14 protein-coding genes and 1 pseudogene are annotated in these 19,287 nt (G+C 66.6%); 13 read left to right on the top strand and 2 right to left on the bottom strand.

Going from position 1 to position 19,287, the window contains the following annotated elements:
* Window positions 1–61: 61 nt before the first annotated feature.
* Entirely contained in the window at window positions 62–1,849 is a 1,788-nt protein-coding gene (locus tag ING15_RS04015) for a pilus assembly protein TadG-related protein (protein WP_206453488.1), read from the top strand.
* 126 nt (window positions 1,850–1,975) lie between these two features.
* Window positions 1,976–2,090 (top strand): annotated as a pseudogene (locus tag ING15_RS04020) (fructose-6-phosphate aldolase); the annotation flags it as partial.
* Window positions 2,091–2,114: 24 nt separating this feature from the next.
* Here the strand turns inward: ING15_RS04020 and ING15_RS04025 are convergent.
* A complete protein-coding gene (locus ING15_RS04025; RefSeq protein ID WP_206453489.1) occupies window positions 2,115–2,981 on the bottom strand; it encodes a DMT family transporter in 867 nt (288 codons plus the stop codon).
* A gap of 194 nt (window positions 2,982–3,175) precedes the next feature.
* On the opposite strand from ING15_RS04025, the gene ING15_RS04030 reads away from it, so the two are divergent.
* The 11 genes from ING15_RS04030 (at window position 3,176) to ING15_RS04080 (ending at window position 14,882) form a co-directional block, all read left to right on the top strand.
* Window positions 3,176–3,379 carry a hypothetical protein gene (locus tag ING15_RS04030; protein WP_206453490.1) on the top strand — a complete coding sequence of 68 codons (204 nt, stop codon included), beginning with the start codon at window positions 3,176–3,178 and terminating at the stop codon, window positions 3,377–3,379.
* A gap of 97 nt (window positions 3,380–3,476) precedes the next feature.
* Complete coding sequence (locus tag ING15_RS04035; RefSeq protein WP_206453491.1) at window positions 3,477–3,668, top strand: hypothetical protein; 192 nt, start codon at window positions 3,477–3,479, stop codon at window positions 3,666–3,668.
* A gap of 20 nt (window positions 3,669–3,688) precedes the next feature.
* Window positions 3,689–5,344: a hypothetical protein gene (locus tag ING15_RS04040; RefSeq protein ID WP_206453492.1), complete on the top strand. Its 1,656-nt coding sequence runs from the start codon at window positions 3,689–3,691 to the stop codon at window positions 5,342–5,344.
* The gene (locus tag ING15_RS04045; RefSeq protein ID WP_206453493.1) at window positions 5,341–6,231 is read left to right on the top strand and encodes a fatty acid desaturase family protein; all 891 of its coding nucleotides are present in this window, start codon (window positions 5,341–5,343) and stop codon (window positions 6,229–6,231) included. Before ING15_RS04040 ends, ING15_RS04045 begins: the two co-directional genes overlap by 4 nt.
* Before the next feature lie 6 nt (window positions 6,232–6,237).
* The gene (gene asnB / locus ING15_RS04050; protein WP_269812727.1) at window positions 6,238–7,992 is read left to right on the top strand and encodes an asparagine synthase (glutamine-hydrolyzing); all 1,755 of its coding nucleotides are present in this window, start codon (window positions 6,238–6,240) and stop codon (window positions 7,990–7,992) included.
* A 20-nt stretch (window positions 7,993–8,012) separates the two neighbouring features.
* Window positions 8,013–9,053: a Gfo/Idh/MocA family oxidoreductase gene (locus ING15_RS04055; protein ID WP_206453495.1), complete on the top strand. Its 1,041-nt coding sequence runs from the start codon at window positions 8,013–8,015 to the stop codon at window positions 9,051–9,053.
* The gene (locus ING15_RS04060; protein WP_206453496.1) at window positions 9,050–9,898 is read left to right on the top strand and encodes an ROK family protein; all 849 of its coding nucleotides are present in this window, start codon (window positions 9,050–9,052) and stop codon (window positions 9,896–9,898) included. Before ING15_RS04055 ends, ING15_RS04060 begins: the two co-directional genes overlap by 4 nt.
* Before the next feature lie 51 nt (window positions 9,899–9,949).
* Window positions 9,950–11,170 (top strand): DegT/DnrJ/EryC1/StrS family aminotransferase, encoded by a 1,221-nt coding sequence (locus tag ING15_RS04065; protein ID WP_206453497.1) that lies wholly within the window; start codon window positions 9,950–9,952, stop codon window positions 11,168–11,170.
* A gap of 6 nt (window positions 11,171–11,176) precedes the next feature.
* Window positions 11,177–12,577: an AMP-binding protein gene (locus ING15_RS04070; protein ID WP_206453498.1), complete on the top strand. Its 1,401-nt coding sequence runs from the start codon at window positions 11,177–11,179 to the stop codon at window positions 12,575–12,577.
* The gene (locus ING15_RS04075) at window positions 12,574–13,635 is read left to right on the top strand and encodes a PIG-L family deacetylase (protein WP_206453499.1); all 1,062 of its coding nucleotides are present in this window, start codon (window positions 12,574–12,576) and stop codon (window positions 13,633–13,635) included. The genes ING15_RS04070 and ING15_RS04075 overlap by 4 nt, the downstream gene beginning before the upstream one ends.
* Window positions 13,632–14,882: a bis-aminopropyl spermidine synthase family protein gene (locus tag ING15_RS04080; protein WP_206453500.1), complete on the top strand. Its 1,251-nt coding sequence runs from the start codon at window positions 13,632–13,634 to the stop codon at window positions 14,880–14,882. Before ING15_RS04075 ends, ING15_RS04080 begins: the two co-directional genes overlap by 4 nt.
* A 145-nt stretch (window positions 14,883–15,027) precedes the next feature.
* Here ING15_RS04080 and ING15_RS04085 read toward each other — a convergent pair whose 3' ends face one another.
* Window positions 15,028–19,125 (bottom strand): helix-turn-helix transcriptional regulator, encoded by a 4,098-nt coding sequence (locus ING15_RS04085; RefSeq protein WP_206453501.1) that lies wholly within the window; start codon window positions 19,123–19,125, stop codon window positions 15,028–15,030.
* Window positions 19,126–19,287: the final 162 nt, after the last annotated feature.

The raw sequence follows: 19,287 nt of genomic DNA on the forward strand, positions 1-19,287 counted from the left end.
AAATCTTGAATATCCCTGCGGATATTACTCTTCCGATCGGATAAACACGGTAGGAAACGCGATGCGGACCCGATTCAAACCTCCTGTCCTATGGCTCGATCGTCGTGGCAACGTCGCCATGATGTTTGGCCTGACATTGCCTGTTCTAGCGGCGGCTATGGCGGCGGCCGTGGATCTGAGCACGATTTATGGCGCCGAACGCAATCTGCAGCAAGCCGCCGACACCGCGGCACTGGCCGCCGCGAAGGAGTATGCTCAGTCTCAGGATCCAGCCTTCCTAACCAAGGTGGCCGAAGGTTATTTCTTCCATAACGCTGGGGAAGACACGCGTTCCTATACCCAGTTCAGCTATGATGGCGTTCAGCTCGTCGGCGGTGACAGGGTTCTCAAGGTGTCCGCCACGCGCCAGCAGCCCACCTGGTTCGGTGACCTTCTGGCTTTCGTCACGAACGACGAGGTGGACTGGCGCAATTTTCCGATTGCCAGTGCCAGCGAAGTGATTCTCGAGAATCTGTCGATCGAGATGGCGCTTGTTCTCGACAATTCCGGATCGATGAGCTCGAGCGTCAGCGGCACGAGGAAAATCGACACGCTCAAGACGGCCGCCAAGGAGTTGACCGCCGCGTTAATGAAAGTGAACGCAACAGCCTCTGGCAAGCCTCCCGTCAAGATCGGCGTTGTGCCCTTTTCGGCGTCGGTCAATGTCGGCCCAACGAATATCAACGCTTCCTGGATGGATCGGTATGGCGACTCGCCCATTCATCACGAGAATTTCGACTGGGCGAGCGTCAAGGTAGGAGGAGTGCAGCTCACCGAAAAGGTCGGTCCTCGATGGTACCGCAAAGACACACGTGAGATCCTGACCCGCCAATGGCTGTTCGAGAACGCGCGGATCATCATCCCCGAGAGCGGTGGATACTCATTCGGTACGAAACGATTTCCGGAAGGATGGGCCGGATGTATCGAGGCCAGACCCGATGGTTTGGCCGTAACTGACGCGGAACCCAATTCCACTTCTCCCGCCTCCCTGTTCGTCCCGATGTTCGCGCCGGATGAATACGACTGGGGCGGATGGGGCGGCAGCAAGAACGACTACCTGAGAGATGACAGCGACGGGAAGTCGGGAACTTATGCCCAGTCGATCGCCTGGCAGCGGGATATGATGAAATATGTCGGTTCGACGGATTCCAATCGCAGCTCCAACGGGCCGAACGAGGGATGCACAACGACGCCGATCACACCGCTGACGGCAACGCAAACGGCTGTCGATGCCGCCCTCGACAAGATGAGCCCGACAGGAATGACCAACATTCCGGAGGGTATTGCCTGGGGCTGGCGGGTCGTCTCGCCCGGCGCGCCCTTCACAGAAGGCAAGCCGAAGGATGCCAAAGACAATCTCAAGGTCCTCGTGGTCATGACGGACGGCGAAAACACCTATGGCGGCGCATCCAACGCCAACAGATCGCGCTGGGGCGCCTATGGCTACGGTCAGGTCTGGCCAGGGGGGATCAGCAAACCGGGACGGATGTTCGACGCCACCACGCGTACCATCAAGAGCTCCTCTGACACACGCTATGTCGAGGCGATGAACGAAATGACCGAAAAAATCTGTGCCAACGCCAAGGACGACGGGCGCAAGCCCGATGGCTCGGACGGCATCGTCATCTTCACCATCGCGTTCGACGTGAAAGACGGCAGTTCGGTCAAGACGCTGCTCGAAGGCTGTGCTTCCTATGGCCTGCGGGATCCGACGACCAAGCTCTATTATGACGCCAAGAACAAGGAACAGCTGATCGCCGCCTTCGGTGCGATCACCGAAGAGGTGTCGAGTCTGCGCATCGCACGCTGAGCTTCGGCACTTCGCCGTACCGGCCGTTGCGACGGATTGGGAGGCGACGGGGTTTTGGGGCGGCACGGTTCCCTCGACGGGGAACCGGCAAGCCGTCGCTGACCGTGAACGCGGGCCGCCCCCGGCGTCGTCACCGTGCCGCCGAGCGACGCGGACGGGCCGGGTTAAGCATCCCTTGACCGACAAGGGCCTGGAGGCCTTCCTCGCCAACTGGAAGAAGACCGGCCAGACCATTGCATAGGCCGGCGCCCGGAGCGAAGCCGCTTCAGTTCGGACGGCGATTTTCCCGCCACCAGATGGTGAGCCCGCTGGCGACGAGAATCGCCGCCCCGAGAACGAGGTTCAGACCCATCGGGTCGCCGATCAGGACGACGCTGTAGATACCGGCAAACAGTACCTGGGAATAAAGGAACGGCGTCAGCGTCGAGGCCGTGGCGTAGGCGAATCCCGTGACCAGGCAAAAATGGCCGAGCGCGCCGAGCGTGCCGATTCCGACCATGACGGCGAAGTCGGCGGCCGACGGCGCCTCCCAGACGAACGGCACCACCAGGCTGAGCACCACGGCTCCCGCCGCGGTGGTATGAAAGAGCGTCGCCGCGTTCTCCTCCGGCCCCGACAAGGTGCGGGTGAGCAGGAAATAGATCGAGACGATCGCGGCCGCGGCGAGTGGCAGCAGCAGATAGGGATCGGTGTCGGCAAAGCCCGGCCGCACGATCAAAAGAACACCGCCGAAGCCGGCCAATACGGCGAGGATGCGCGGCAGGCCGATGCGTTCTCGCAAAAAGATGACCGACAGCACCGTCACCAGCACCGGGGCGAAGAACATCACCGCCGTGGCGTCGGCGAGTGGCACCTTCGAAAGCGCGAGATACATCACGATCGTGGCGCACAGCAGCGCGGTCCCTCGCGTCAGCTGCAACGCTGGGCGCCGGGTCCGCAGAAAGCTTGTTCCGCGGGTCTTGGCCAGCCAGGCGGTCATCAGCACCGCGTGGAAGAAGTAGCGTGCCCAGACGACCTCCAGTACCGGCAGCCGCCCCGTCAGATACTTTGCTCCCGTATCCATGGTGGCGAGTGCGAGGCCGGACAGGATGGTGAGGAGGATACCGGCGAGAACGCCGCTCGGCTTGCGCATGAATCGCTCGGTAGGAGAAAAAGTCAGTCTCCCATAATTTTGCCCATGGCGAGGCGAAAAGCGAGCGCGGAAGAAGCGGAGAGGAAAATTCCCGTGTCGAAGCCTCACCGCTGGCTTGAATATATACACGTTTTAGGTGTATCATTTAGATCTCTTCAATCATGAGGAGATGCACTCCGGACGGAGAGTGAAACATGGGAAACTATGTAGAAGGCGCTCGCCTTTCGCAGGACGAGGACCTGAGTCCCGAGGACCGAAAGGCGTATCGCGGTGGTCTCGAGCGTTTCCACAAGGGGCTCGAAAAACTGCACACGGCAGAGGCGGAACTGGCGCGCCTGCGCGCCGATCTGGCCCACTCCGGCACCGACCTGACGGCGCCCGACTCCCTGCACTGGTAGGCGGCGAGAGCGCATCCCCACTGCCTGGGATGCACTTATCGGTTGCAAAACGACCCTTTGCGATCACCCGTAATCTATCCGTAGAAGGAATAACGACATGACCGGAAACGCGACAAGCTCATTTGAAAGCATGTCCCCCGAACAGCAGAAGGCGCATCTGGGCGGGCTGGAAAAGTTTCACACGGGGTTGGAGAAGCTGCACATGGCCGAGGCGGAACTTGCGCGGGTGCGCGCCGATCTGGCGCGCTCAGGCGTCGATCTCACGGCGCCCGACTCCCTGCACTGGTAGCAGTGCCGGCGGATGGCGCGATGCTTCAGGTTCTTGCGTCCGGTGCGCCCCGATTTCGAAGCGAGAGGGTTGCCCGGGACGATCCCGCCATCTGCCATGCGATCGGCTCCGCTACGCGACCGATTGCCGAAGCCTATGCAAGGGCGACGGGGCGGGCCTTTCACCCCCTTTCGTCTCCGGCCCCGCACCGTCTGGGCGGGGGTGACGTCGTCGTCACACTCGCTGACGATCTGACCGACGATCTTGTGGACGCGGCGACCGCACCGGGAGCCGGCTCGGTGGCCGGCTTCCTGATCGGCCGCAGCCTCGAGGAACTCGGCGCAAAGGCGGCCGCGAGTGCCGCAGCGCTGTGGAAGCCTTTGGCCGACGTGCCGTTTCGCCTCGACCTTTCTCCGCAGCTTCCCATCGGCGTCACCGAGACGCGGGACTTCGCCCTGTGCGGCCGCGCGTCGGACACAGCCCATTTGCGCAGGCTGCTCGGCCGAGGCGACAGCCTCATCTCGGTGACCGGTCACGGCGATGGCATCGACGGCGATCTCGGGCCTCTCGTGCTGTGCCCGGTGGATGCGGCCTTCGACGCCGAGGATCGGCCCCGCAAGCCGAGCTGCCGAGTGAGCGGCCACTGTCACCGCTTCCATATCGGCCATGAAATGGCGGCTTTCGCCGGGGCGAGCTTGCATCCCGCCGCCATCAAGGCGCGGGCGATGATCTGGAACACCTGCGTCGGCTGGCCATCCCAGGACAATTTCATCGACCGAAGCTATGGTGCCGGAGTGCGTCTTGCCGCGTCACCGGCGCTCGGCGCGCTGGTGACGACGGCGCGGATCGTCATCGCCTCGCCGGTGTCGGTCGACCTTTTGGCCGGCGCGCTCTCGCGCGGCATGCCGATCGGGGACGCGGTGGCGGCCCACAATCGTGCGCCGCAAGCCCTCGCCTCCGGCCACCGGTTCGTGCTGTTCGGCGATCCTCTTCTGCGCGTCGCGCCGCAGCCCGCGTCGATCAACGGCGCGGGAGCGGACACGCCTCGGCTTCCCACATCGGCACGCCTGGCGGCGTCCCCGCCGCGTCCTTCGCGGCCGCCTCTCGCGCCTGTCGCCGCCGACGACCCGGACCAACTGGCGCTTGCCGCGCTGGCCACCCTCAGCGCGATACCGGGCGTTGCCGACCTACGACCACGCGCCTTCGCCTGTCTGACTGACGCCTTGGCGAAGGGCGGGCTCGAAGGCGTCTGGGTGCGCGCGAGCCAGGCGTCGATGCGCGGCGCGGTGCCCTGCCCCCATTGCGGTAACCATGCGAGCCGTCTCATGCTCGACGGATCGCCAGCCGTCGGGCAGCGGCTCCTGACGATCTGCCGGCGCTGCGAAGTCGCCGCCGACACGCCGCCGGAGCCAAGCTTCTCCGCGCATCTCGACACCGGCGGCGTTTGGCGCCTGCGGGGCGAGCGTCCCCGAACCGGCAACTGGCTGGGATCGCTGGTCGTCCGGCGCTGCGAGCCTTTTACGACGGTCATCGAGCCATGGCCGACCGATGCCGACGGCCGTCCCCGCACCACGCTCGATTGCGGCCGGTTCCGGGGCCCCGCGCCGATGACGCTCGCCGCGATGTTTTACGCGCGGCGGCAGCTATCAATCTTCTCGCGGCCGTTGCCGGCAAGGCCTGAGGAGGTGTCGCCATGACCGCGCCCTCCGACCCGCCCGTCGCGGCGTTCGCGCCCTCCTATGCCCTGTCGCTCGCCAAGCTCGCCGGCTTCGTCGTCTCGGTCGCGGCGCTCGTTTGGGTGGTCGGCACCAACGAGGGGCCGTACACCTTCGCCGCCACCTTCGGCCTCGCGGTCCTTTACGCTCACGGCCTGGAACTCCAGCACGAGGCGCTGCACGGGATTTTCCTCTCCGGCGAGACCGCCAACCGCCTCGCCGGATCGCTGCTCGGTGCGCCGATGCTGGCGAGCTTCACCGACACCCGCATCCGCCATCTGCATCACCACCGTCACGTCGGAACGCCAGCCGACGTCTTCGACCGGAGTTGCCGGGATTTCGCCAGCCGACGCGCCCTCCTCCTCCATGTCTTCGACCCCGCTCGCTTGCCGGCGTTCCTGCGCGCGACGTTCGTTCTGGCCCGGGGCGGCCGTCCCGGCCCGTTCGGCTCCAAATCGCTCGCCCGGGCGCGAACCGAGCATCTGGCGCTCGCCGCGCTCGCCATCGGGCTGATCGTTGCCGGTGGCCTTCTCGCGCCGCGGCTCCTCGTCTTGGGATGGCTGGTGCCGGCCTTCCTCATCGCGCCGCCCTTGCACTTCCTGATGACCGCACCCGAACATCTCGGCCGCGATCCCGCGTCCCGCGACCTGACGCAAAACACCCGTTCCTATCGCGCCCCGGCGGTATGGAGCTATCTGGTCAATTACGACAATTACCATCTCGAACATCACCGCTATCCGGCCTTGCCGTTTCATCGCCTGCCCGCCCTTCATGCGCTGCGGACGGGCGAGCATCCCGGCGGACGCGGCTATGGCGCCGCGCTCCGCGAGGTGGCGGCGGCGATCGCGGCCTGCCGGCGGACGGGCTGAGCGGCCATGTGCGCAATCGCGGGATGCATCTCCTTGGCCCACGCGCCGGACTGCCGGGAATTGCTGGCGGCAATGCGCCATCGCGGCCCCGACGAGGCCCGCCAAGTCGTTGACGGTCCGCTCGCGATCGGTGCCGCGCGTCTGGCCATCGTCGATGCCGAGCATGGCGCGCAGCCGATGCAAGACGCTAAAAGCGGCATTGCCGTCGTCTTCAACGGCGAAATCACCAACGCGGCCGAACTCCGCGACAAGTTGAGCCGACGCGGCCATCGCTTTCGCGGCCGCTGCGACACAGAAGTCGTGCTCGCCGCCTTCGTCGCCTGGGGCGAGGCCGCGGCGGCGCGGCTCGCCGGGATGTTCGCGATCGCCGTGCGATTTCCCGATCGCCTGCTGCTCGTCCGCGACCGCCACGGCATCAAGCCGCTCGCCTTCCATTGCGAGGTGCGCGCCGACCGCTTCCTCTTCGCCTCCGAGGCCAGGGCGATCGCCGCCGTCCTACCGCGGCCGCCAGGCCTCGACGTGACGACCCTCGCCGACTTCTCGGTCCTCGGGACGCCGGTCGACGGCGCCACCTTCTTCGAGGACATCACCGAGCTCCGCCCCGGTCACATGATGGCGGTGACATTGCGCGGCGGCCTCCGCGTCGGGCCGCAGCGAGCCCTTGCCGACCCTCCCGGAACAGCCGTATTGCCCGCCCTTGCGATGGTCGACGAACGCGAGGCGGACGAACGCTTCGAAGCCGCTCTGATCGCCGCGGTTCGCCGGCATCTCCTGGCGGACACGGAGATCGTCGTCAGCCTGTCCGGCGGGCTCGATTCGGCGGTGCTGGCGCTGGTCGTGGCGGAGCTGACCGGTCGCCCGCCCCGGACCTTCACCGTCGCCGACGATGCGGACCATCCGGACCCGGTCGCGGCCCAAACGCTCGCCCGATCGCTCGGCGGCGCGCACGACTTCCTCGCCGTTTCGTTCGAGGCGTTTGTGGCGGCGATTCCGGCGACGCTCCGCGCCGTCGAACTACCCGATCTCGCCGCCGGCCCGCTCTTCGCGCTGCTCTGCCGCCGGATCGGCGCCAGCGCCCGCTGCTGCCTGAATGGCGAGGGCGCCGACGAACTCATGGGCGGTTATGCGGCTTACCGGACGCCGGAACGGTCGCTCGCCGTCATCGAGGCGGCGCTGCGGCGTGTGACGCGAGTCGGACACGCACCGCGCGAGGGCGTGCTTACCCGAATCGAGGCGCTACGGGCGGCGGCCACCACGGGCGGACTGCGCGACGCATTGCTCGCCCGCGACCGCGCCGATCCGCTGGAGCGCGGCCATCTGCAGCCGGTCGACCGGCTTTCGATGGCCGCCTCGGTCGAAATGCGGGTTCCCTATCTCGACGACGATCTCGTTGACCTTCTGACGACACTGCCGCCGTCGATGGTGGTCGGCCCGGCCGGCACGTCCGGCAAGGCGATCCTGCGTCGCTTCGCCGTTCGCCGCTACGGCAAGCGCGCCCGCGCCATCGTCACACGGCCGAAGCTGATGATGCCGGAAGCCGCACGTGGCCATTTGAACCGATTCCGGTCCCTGTGTGAGCGCGCCATCCCCGATCGCGCTCTTCGCTCCTCCGAATTCGGCGGTCTTTTCGACGATAAATCGGATTTTGTACTGTTCGAGATGTTTCGCCGTCAGGTCTTCGCCAAGGGCGAACTGTCCGACATCCAGGAGGTCACGGCGGAGATGGCGGGACGGCCCGAAGCGGCGCTGGCGGCCCTGTGAACACGCCGGCTCCGCTTCGAATGGGTTTCTGCGGCGCGGGCTGGGTGGTCCGCAATTGCTACCGGCCGGCGCTGGAGACCCTAGGCGGCCGGGTCGTCGTCGCGGCGGCGCTCGAACCGGATCCGGCGGCGCAGGCGGCGGCTCGCGACCTGTTTCCCGAGGCCCTGATCGTGTCGACGCGCGAGGATCTGTCGGCGGCGCCGATCGAGGCTGTCATCATCGCGTCGCCAAACCCCTGCCATGTCGACGACGCGGAAGCGTTTCTCTCGAGCGGCCTCGCCTGCCTGGTCGAAAAGCCGGTGCTGCGCGGTTCCGCCGATTGGGCGCGGCTGTCGGCGGCCGGCCGTCGCGGCGGGGCGGCGCTCGCCGCCGGCGTCGCCTGCCGTCACCGCCCCGACGTCAGCCGCTGGCTGGAGGGCGCGGCAACGATCGGCCCGCTGCGGCGCCTCGACCTGATCTGGCATCGCCAGCGCGGCGTTCCGGCGACCGCCTGGCACCTAGCTGAATCGCCCGGCTGGACCGGCGTCTTCGCCGATCTCGGCTCACACCTTGTCGATCTGGCCGGCGCCGCGCTTCGCTGGCGTACCGACGGGCTGGACATTCGTTTCGCGCGTCGGTCCCGCACAGGCCATGCCGCGCCCGCCGCATGGTACGATGGGACGGCGCCAGAACTCTCGCCCAGCGCTTTTGGCCCCGCCGACCGCTTCGAAGCAGAGGGGCGCGTCGCGGACTGCACCGTTCGTCTTTCCGTTCGCTGGCGCGACGAGACGCCGGGCGACCTCGTCCGGCTCGACGCGATCGGCGAGGACGGCGTCTGCCGGCTCGACGGCCTGTTCGGCTTCTCCGGAGAACGCCGGACCCCGCACCAGCGCGTCACCCTGAAGCGACGCGGCGAAGCGCCGGAGATTTCGGATTTCATGCCCGGCCCCGCTCTTCACGTCGCAGGTTTTGCGGCGATGCTGGAGGCATTTCAGCGCCGCGCCGCCGCCGGATGGCAAGAGCAACCAGACCTCGATTTTGCCGCCCGACTCGGCGATGCGATCGCAACGGCGCTGCGATGAGCGCGGTCCTCGCCGTCGACCTCGGGGGCACGTGGCTGCGCGCGGCGCTGGTCGGCCCGAACGACGATATCCGCAGCCGGATCGGCACGATCCCGACGCCGTCTGGCGCGCCGGATTGTGCCCGCGCGATCGCCGACGCATGGGAAGCGGCCGCGCGGCCGGCGCGGCTCGCCATCGCGGCGGCGCCCCATTGCGACGCGGCGGGTCGGGTGATCCGCTGGCCGAACCGCCCGGCTTATGAGGGCGAGACGATCCTACCTCCCGACCTTGCCGGGCAAGTCGATTTTCGCATCCTCGACGACGCCGCGGCCGCCGCCCTCGCCGCGCATACCGTGGGCACGCCGGACACGGCGCGCGAGACCACCGTCGTCTTCGCGATCGGCACCGGGATCGGCGGCGGCGCGGTCGTTGGCGGCCGGCTCCTGACCGGCCGGAGCGGCGCGGCGATGGCGGTCGGGCATATCAAGGTTCCCGCCGCCAGCGGCCTCGTCTGCGCCTGCGGCGAGATCGGCTGCCTACAGGCGGCGGCGTCCGGCCGGGCCTTGCGCCGCATGCTGGGCCAGTCCGACGCGGATGCCTTCGACATCTTCGCGCTACCGGCATCGATCCGCGATCCGGTTCTGGACCGCGCCGCCGACGCTTTGGCCGAGGCACTGGCGACCCTCGCCCGGCTGTTCGATCCGCACCGGCTGGTGATCGGCGGCGGCCTCGGCCTGTCGCCCCTGTTCGATCTATGTGCCGAGCGATTCACCGGCGGCGGACGGCCGCCGCCGATCCGGCATCCGCACGGCGCCGATGCCGCGCTCATCGGCGCGACGCGGGCGGGATTCCGCGCATTCGCTTGACGCGCGCAATCGCCTCCATAATACTACTTAAGGTTACATTCGAGGGTATCGATGCACGCCGATTTCGCCTCCCGCATTCCGGCCTGGCCCCGCTTCGATGAAGCGGACGAAGCCGCGCTGATCGATGTGCTGCGCTCGCGGCGCTGGTGGCGCGGCAATGGCGATGTCAGCGACCATTTCGAAACGGCTTTCGCCGAGTTTCTGAGTGTTGGCCATGTCCGCGCCGTCTCCCACGGCACGGCGGCTCTGGAGCTCGCCCTTGCCGCCCTCGGAATCGGCGCCGGCGACGAGGTCATCGTGCCGGCGACGACCTTCATCGCAACCGCCTCCGCGGTCTTGAGACTCGGTGCATGGCCGATTCCGGTGGACGTCGAGCCGGACACGCTCAATATCGACGTGGACCTGATCGAAGCGGCGATCGGCCCGCGCACCCGCGCCATCGTGCCGGTGCATATGGCCGGACAGGCCGCACGGATGCCCGAGATCATGGCGATCGCCGGCCGTCACGGCCTGTCGGTCGTCGAGGACGCCGCCCATGCCCACGGCGCCCGCGCCTTCGGTCAGGCGCTCGGCACGATCGGCGACGCGGCGATCTTCAGCTTCCAGTCCGGCAAGCTGATGACCTGCGGCGAAGGCGGCGCGCTGGTCACCAATCGCTCGGACATCGCGGCTGTGAGCTTCGCGCTGCATTCCTGCGGCCGGCCGAAGGGCGACACGGATTATCGCCATGTGATGCCCGCAACCAACATGCGGCTGACCGAGTTACAGACCGCCCTCCTCCTCGGCCAGCTTCGCCGCCTGCCGGATCAGATGACGCGGCGCGATCGGATGGCGCCGTTCTTCGAGGCACGGCTCGCCGAGGCCGGACTGCGACCGCTGGCAACCCGCCCCTATGTCGAGCGGCACGGCCGCTACATGGTGCTGGCCTGGTTCGACCCGGCCGATTTCGGCGGTCGCGACGCGGGCGCGCTATCGGCCGAATTGCGGGCGATGGGAATCCCGGTCTTCCGCTGCTTTCCGCCGGTGCACCGGACCGGGATGTTCGCGCCGGGCGCGCTTCGCAGGCTTGGCGGCATCGCCGGCGTGCCGCCCGACTATGCCGCCTTGCCGACACCCGTCGCCGACGCGGCGGCCAAATCGGTCATCTGGTTCTCGCATACGCTGCTGCTCGGCGACGAGGCGCTGCTCGCCGACATCGCGGCGGCACTCGCCTCGCTCAGGACAGCGGCACCGGCAAGCGCCGCGCCCGCCCGGCCCTCCGTTCCGGCGTGACCCCCGATGGGCCTCCCCGAAACCGGCTTCACCGCGTTATCGGAGACGTTCAGCGAAGCCTGTCTGGAGGAAAGCAGCGGCGCGGTCGTCGGCTTCGCCAGCTTTCAGGCCGCAGCGAGTCGGGCCACGGCGGCGGCGTTCGCAACGCAGGATGCGCGCGGGCAGTGCCTGGAACCCGGCGCCCCGGTGCTTCTCGCCGAAGACAGCGGCCTGTCGCTCTTGTCGAAGATCGTCGGTCTCTGGGATGTCGGCGCCGTCCCGCTGATCGCGCCCACTAGCGCAAGCCCGATAAGCGCCGCGTTGACGGACCAGATCGACTGGCGCTGGGATGGCGAGCGACGGGTGCTGCTCGGCGAACACGCTTCGCGCATTCGACCCAACGACCCCGAACCGGCCGGGATCATCCATCTGACCTCAGGCTCGACGAGGGCCCCGAAGCTCGCGCCCCGCAGCATCAAAAGCCTGCTCGACGAGGCTGCGCGCTACCGCGCCCGCTACGGCTTACGGGCGGGCGAACACGCACTCGTCGCCGCTCCGATCGGCCATTCCTTCGGTTTCGGCGCGTTGCTGGGCCTGGCCGCGTCGGGCGCGACCATCGCCGTGCCGCCGGTGTTCAACGCCCGACGTCTGGCGCGCGCCCTTCTCGCCGGTCGTTACGCGGCCGTCATCCTCACCGCCCCGATGGCGCGGCTGCTCGCCGCGGCCGCCCGCCGGATCGACCTGCCGGCCATTCCAGGGCTGCGGCTGGCGATCGCCGGGGCCGGTCCCGTCTCCGATGCCTTGTCGGACGATTTCGTGGCAACGTTCGGCTGCCCGCTCGGCCGCAATTACGGCTGTAGCGAAACCGGCGCGACATTCGGCGAAGCGGCGGCGCTGCCCGGAGGCGTCATCGGCCGGCCCTTCGACGGCATTCGTGTCCTCAGCCCTTCCGGCGGCGAGACGGCCGAACTCGTCCTCGACCTCGGCCACGCGGTGCTCGCCGCCACGGAGCCGCCTCTGTCCGTCTGGCGCAGCGGCGACAACGCCTACCGCCTGCCGGACGGGACGATCCGCCTGCTCGGCCGGCGCGACGCCCGACTGAAGGTCAACGGCCGGAGCATCGATGGCGACCGCCTGGCCAACGCCGCCCGGGCGGCTCCCGGCGTTACGGATGCCATCGCCCTCGTTCTCCAGGCGCCATCGGCGCCCGACCGCGACTATCTGGTGCTGGTCTGCGAGGGCGACGGGATCGCGCCCGACCAGCTGGCAGCAACGATCGCCGGAGGGGGCGGGCCGATGCCGCACAAGATCGCGACGCTGAAGCGCTTTCCCCGCACCGCCGCCGGCAAGCCGGATCACGCGGCGCTCGGAGCGGCGATGGTTTCCGGCAAGGCGCGGCGGATCGCTTGCCCGCCTTGGATCAAATGACCGGCACCGACCCCGCGACGCCCAATGCGCCCGGCACGACCGCCCTGCTCCTCCCGCATTTTTCGCCGGCGCCCGACGGCGTCATCACCGCCGGCGGAAGGCCGCTGCCTCTTGATTCCGACATGGCCGCGCTGGCCCGGCTGTTGACGGCGGAGACCCCCCTCGGCGACCTGCCCGCAACCCCGGCCGGCGCGGAGCGCGCGCTTGCCGATCTCGTCCGAAGCGGCCTTGCCATCGTGCTGCCGCCGCCGGTCGCCGCCAACCCCGGCGCCGGCGTCGACCTCATCCTGTCGCCGCATGTCGACGACGCGGCGCTGTCGCTCGGCGGCATGCTCGCCGAACATCGCGGCGACGGACGCCGCCGCATCGTCTGCAACGTCTTTTCCGACCAGGCCTATCAGAGCGGACTGCGCGCCCCCACGCACACCCTCGCCGCGCTTGCCGCAGCGGAGGATCGCCTCGCCGGGCGTATCCTCGGCTATGAGAGCCGCGATGGCGGCCTTGCCGGCGCGCAGGATCGCCACCGCCTGCCGCTCGCCCGCACGCTCGGCTGGACAGAGGCAAGCGTCCGGCTCGAGTCGACGTTTTGCCGGGAGATCGCCGACCTCGCGGCGCGCATCCTGGACCTCCTTGCGCGGGAGCCGGCGACGGGCGATGTCCGGCTGTTCGCCCCGTCCGGCATCGGCGGTCATCTCGACCATCTGCTGGTCCGGCTTGCCGTCTGCGACCTTCTTGCCGACGGCGCACTCGATCCGGCCCAAACGCAATTCTACGAGGATCTACCTTACGCGGCGGCCAACATGCCCGGCGCGGACGCGCCGGCCGGCTTCGCCCCGGCCCTTCGCGCATTAGGCCCCCCGGCCCTTGCCGCCAAGCTCGCCGCGCTGCGGGTGTTCCGCACCCGGCTGCGCGGCCCGCAGATCGCGCTATGCCGCCGGCACGCGGTTCTCCTCGCGGGCGGAACCGGCGCGGCGGAACGGGTTTTCCGCCATTCACGCGCAAGGATGGGCCCAGCAACCATGGACAGAAACGCCGCGCTCGGCTCTATGGCCCCATGAGTGCTGACGATCACCCCCAAGCCGACCCGGCCCCGCCCGCCGGCGACCTCCTCGCCGATGTCGCCAAGGCGACCGAGCTTCGCGAAGGCCGCGAGGGCGTCGCGACGGTCCTGCGGATCGTGGCGAATGACGGCCCGCTGGCGCTGCGCGATCTGGCGCGGCTCGCGCGCATGCCGCTGCCCGTGGTCAGCGCCATCCGCCGCGAGCTGGAAACCCTGAGGCTGCTGGAGCGCGGCCAGGGCGTGGCGCTGTCGGATACCGGCCGCACCTTCGCCCGCGACAGCCTCGGCCTCGCAGCGCAACCCGCATCCGCCGTTCCCGTCCGCACCCCGCGCGCCCGCTTTGACGATGCCGGCGACACGCTCGATCCCGTCCTCGCGCCGCTCTTGCCGGCGATGCAGGCCCATCTCGCCGACGGGCCGAAAGTCGACGTCACGCTCGATCAGGCGCCCTGCACCGCCGAGACGGCACTCCGGCGCGCTTTCGCCATGCACCGGGCGGGCGCGCTCGCCGGCCGGCGCATCCTGCTTCTCGGCGACGACGATTCCCTATCGATCGCCATCGGCCTCGTCGCCGGCGTCCTCACTGCCCCGCCCCGCCGCCTGACCGTCCTGGAGATCGACCCCGAGCGCCTGGCCCATCTCACACGCGGCGCCGCCCGCATCGATTTCGCCTTCGAGCGCATCGCCCACGACATGCGCGATCCCATCCCCGAGGCGCTGCGCGGCGGCTTCGACGTCGTCGCGACCGACCCGCCCTATACGCTGCCCGGCATGGCGCTGTTCGTCGCGCGCGGCATCGAGGCGCTGGCGGCCGGCCCCGGCCTGCCAGTGTTCCTCTCCTATGCCGATCTGTCCCCCGACGACCGGCTCGACCTGCAGGCACGGCTGACCGAGCTGGGGCTGGCCGTCCTGCGCATGCGCCCGTCCTTCAACCGTTATGGCGGCGCCTCGATCCTCGGCTCGGTCGGGCAGTTGATCGAGCTGGAGACCACCAGCCGCACCGCCTCGCCGATCGCCGGCCAGCGTTTTGACGGCGCGATCTATACCGGCGAAATCCGCCCGCGCCTGCGCCGCTATCGCTGCAAGGCCTGCGCCACGCTGGTTCCGGTCGGCGCCGACCAGGCCGTCACGACGATCGAGGCGCTGAAGGAGGCCGGCTGCCCGCAATGCGGCGCCCACATTTTCGAGCGCCAGCGCGGCGGCAAGAAGGGCCGCGGTGGGGGTGAGGCGGTCATTCGGTATTGACGGCCACGACTGACAGGAAAGCGCCTATGCCGGTCGTTCGCTTTGGTGCGACAATTGCCCGAAAAGCTGACATATCCAAGGCTGCACCTAGCGGCACCTTGGCGCCACTAGCAGCAAGCCACGAGGCGCTGGTCCAGCGAACTTCCTAGTGGCGCAAGCGGCGTCGAACCCCGGCCTCAGTGTCGTGTTGGTTCGCTTCCCTCTCATACGTCTTGACCATCCCTCTGAGCAGCGAGGAGGAGAGCATGGGATGCGTGAATTGCAGTGCATCGGCCCAGTCTCGATACTTGTGAGCGAGTTCGCGTTCCTGCTCCCCGCCTTCCCCGCGCCAGTGGACGCCGCGTAGATTGTAGAGACCGGCGTGTGCGCCTTCGAAAATCTTCTCGGACTGAAGCTCCTCCATGACGTTTCGCACGGGCTCGCATGGCCAAATACCATCGTCCCCTGTTGGCGCAAGTGCGAAAAGGTGTCCTATATAGACGTCGCAGATGTCGAGGCGATCAATCGTGGCGCTGGTTTCTCGAACTTTTGCGATCCAAGCTGAGAGCTCTGCCTTGCTTAGATCGTCATTTGCGTCGTGTCCGGGGATTCTCTTCATCCGGTTCAGCAAGCTATAGCCTTTTTGCGACAGATCGTGCCTGCCTTCGGGCATCATGTATTCGGGCGGGTCTTCGCCGCCACTCTTTCGCCGAGTTGCCCAGGCTAGAGCCTGAACCCACATCTCAGGGTGGGTTTCGACATAGCGCTCCAGATTGATGATGTTGCCTTTCTTACGGCCGAACGCCTCCGTCAGCACGTCAATATACGCGAATTCCAATCCGGCTTTCTCATCGAGCGTCACATCGGGATTGCCATCTAGCAGGGCGAACGCCTCTTTGAGGTGATGGCTACTCAGCTGGTACTCGCCGGGTTTGTCATTTCCACTCTGGGCGATCCCCCGAAGGATTTCGACTAGCAGCGCGGGCCTCACGGCCGCGAGCTTGAAGTCAATGGCGGCGAAAGCGGCGCGCGGGCGTTTGGCGCGCAAGAGCCGTTCTACGGACTCGTTGTTGTCGTCCTCAGAATCCCAAATCCATGTCGGATGCACGGCCTGCCAGTAGTCAGCTTGGCCTTTCGTAGATAAGGCATCGACATGGCTCCACGTCGCCGGCTCGTAGAGCGCTAGTAGCAAGAGTCGCACCCGGTCTGATTCTTCGAGGTCTGCCAGAACAGCCCTCATCAATTTCTCGCGGTCTTCGAGCGGTACGCCTCTCAGCGATCCGAACACCAAGTTCTGGCGCTCATTGGAAAGCTGGTTCGCGCCCGGACGCAGCGCCTCGATGATGAAGGTAGCAATACCCTCTCTACTCAGTACGTTTTTGACGAAGTGAGCGCCAATCTGGCCTTGGGCGCTGCCTTTTTCGGCCAGCGCGAAGATGCCGTCCAGACCGCGGCTTTCGTAGATCGCTCGGAGCGCGTCGATCCGCAGCTTCTCGATCCTTTCTTCGCGTGCGCGAAAGTCGAAATCAGCTTCCTCACGCTCATCTGCGGATTCTTCGACCCACGCCTGGCGGAATAGCCACTCATGCTTGCTGACAACGTCGGCGGGCTCGAGGGAATCGTAGACATTTCGCGCCGTTCGCGAGAGCGCAGCAAAGTCAGCAGTGGAGCCGCGTTTCCGCCCCCGGCGCGAGAGAACGGTTACGCGAATCTTCTCGCGTACTACAGCGATGTCGTCATCACTCGGCTCGATGGCATGCCAAGCTTTGAGGATGTCCCACACCTGCTCCTGGTAGTCGGCACCGAGAATGTGGAGCCGCTCGATCAGGTCGCAGATCATCGCCGCAGTATATGCTGGCTGCGACAGCGCCATCTCTACCATGGCCTTTTGAAATTCGTAGGCCGGTCCCATCATTTTGAAGGGCTCGCCTGCGCCGTAGCCATCGGAGCGCCACTTAGGCTTGTGGGAGTAGTCGCCGACGTCGCCGTAAGTGCCGAACTGGCCAGTCACAACGCTCCAGCCGGCACGCGGGTATTTTTCCATCAGCTTCGCTACGGCGCGGACCCGCTCGTCATGCGCCGCCGCGGTTTGCGGCATCCATGATCGGAAAATCCCGCCGAGTGAGTTGATTGGTTTGTTGGACCAATTGTCCTTGAGCTCGACCTCCGAAAGCTTTCCCAGAACCAGAACGGTACGGAGAAAAGTCTCCTTACTCCAGGCAAGCCCCTCAAGTGCCCAGAGCAGTCCTGTGCGTACGATTGCAACCCCTAGAAGACCATCGTCCACCGGACGGAGCAGCCCGAACACTTCGGGGTTGTCTTCGCGAAGATCATCTTCGAGAATTTTTAGGAAGGCGTCCGGCGAGGCCTCCGCATAGATGGGAAGGTCGCGGTCGTTTGCTTCGAGTTTGCGTGTCGTCAGCGGCAGTAGCACATCACGCACTAGGCGATCAGCCTGCAACGCGCCGTCAAAGCCAAACCGGCTTCCAAAGAGGTGCTTGCCGTGAACCGCCAGCAGCACCAGAGTTTCACCACAGCCACTTCGTAGCGCGCCCGAAAATTCGCGGCGTTTGCCTTGGGCATCGGCCCACCAGCGATCTTTCTCAGGGATATCGAGCGAAGGATCATCCTCGCTGAGCACGATTCTCGCCAAGCCGAGGAAGTGCTCCAGATCGGAAAGGGTGATGGCGTAGGCGATCGCGAACAGAGCGTCGATCTTCGAGATGACGCCGCGATAAGTGCCTACTGACCAGACCGGAGAGTCATTGACGCGGAGCAAGTCCTGCAGGCGACGTTCAATATCGTCATAGGAGAGAGTTCCTCCAGTGAGCAAACTCACCGCTTCCTTGTCCGACACGTTGGACGAATTCCATGCGCCGACCAGAACGAGCGGGACGAGGGAGGCAGCCAAGTGGGGATCGGACGCCCAGCCCGGCGTCCTTACACCTTCAACCTTTGCGAGCCGGCGGCGGAGCACGGTGAGCGAGTGGCCAGATTCATGTTCCAGCCGCTTGATGTCGTCGCGCTCCATCCCCATCGCTTCGAGGCCCTTTTGGAAGACTTCGTACCCGACCGGCTCCAGCGTTATGTCGGGATCTTCGTTGGTCGCATTCCTGGGATAAATCACGATGGAGCGCAGCTTGTGGACGAGGGGACCGAGCTCCTTCTCGACGTCCCGCGTATGCACGACGGCGATAAAGTCCTGGGTGCCCTGCGCGAGCTTGGGGAGCGTTCCTGTCTGATCGAAAACCAACACGCGGTCTCGGTCCGCGAGCAGCTCGGCGTTCCCAAATGCCTGCGCCAGCAGCGCCAGCGCCTCTTCAACGGAATCCGCTGAAATTACGAACGGAGCGCCGGCCGGCTTGGCGAGGAAGGCTTTCAGTTTCGGCACAGCCGATTCCGTCGCCGTTGCTAAGAGTTCGGGCGCAAGTGATGGGTTGGCGACGCCTGCCCATTCGTCCCACGCCTTGTCGAGCGATTTCGCCCCTTGCGAAGGCCTCAGCGCTTCACCCGCGAACCACGCCTGCGCCGATGGCGACTGCTCGAGCCATTGCTCGAGGTCGCTGGCGTCATAAGCCCTGACATCCCGCCAGAGTTTCTTGGAACGCATCTCCTTGATCCATTCATCTTTCCCGGGCCAGCGGCGCGGGGTAGCAAAGATGAAGGTGATGTTCTTCCGCTCAGCAGGCTTGTGAGCCTTGACACTCTTGGCGAAGTCGCCGTCCGCCTTTCTCTTAACGTCCTGGGTGACACCAAATTCCCAGCCCGACTCGCCCGCTGGGACCCACGGCGTGCCGGCCGTGGCCCTGGTAAACCCGTCCCAACCCGGACGCTCAGCGTCATCATTGCCGGGGAAGTCCACCTGCCCGAGTCCGGCGCCTGTCGAATGGACAAGTGTGCGCAGCAGCACGGAGAGGCGAATCCGGGCCGGTATGTTGTGGTCCGCCCATGCCACGATCTCATTTGCCTTGATCGCAAGGAAGGGCGGGACATATCGCTTTGTGCCGGCTGGAGCCCCTTCCGTGGCGGCGGCTGCAGCGTCGTGTTCGGCCTGCATCTTGAGAAGGGTCGCTTTCGGGATGGAGAACGCAGCCTCGATCCGCGAGGCCATATGGTCAGTGGCCGATACCTTACCGTTCAGGAAGTTGGACACCCCCGGCCTGCTGATGCCTATGAGCTTGGCCGCCTCTGTGACATTGATCTTGCGCGGAGCGAGATAGGTCTCGCGGAACCACAGGCCGGGATGCTGTGGGGTGTCTGTCACGTTGGGCGTCCTCGGCTAGGGGCTGATCTCGCAGTTTGTATGGTGTAAGGCAACACTTAACATAAGACAAGTGTGGCGATTAGCGTCCCTGTTCGACGCAGAGCCTCCGGCGAATGCGCTTGCTTTTGCGTGGAACACTAGGGCTCAGCCAGTGACCGCTGG

The organism is Aurantimonas marina (assembly GCF_017183135.1).
Lineage (GTDB): Bacteria > Pseudomonadota > Alphaproteobacteria > Rhizobiales > Rhizobiaceae > Aurantimonas > Aurantimonas marina.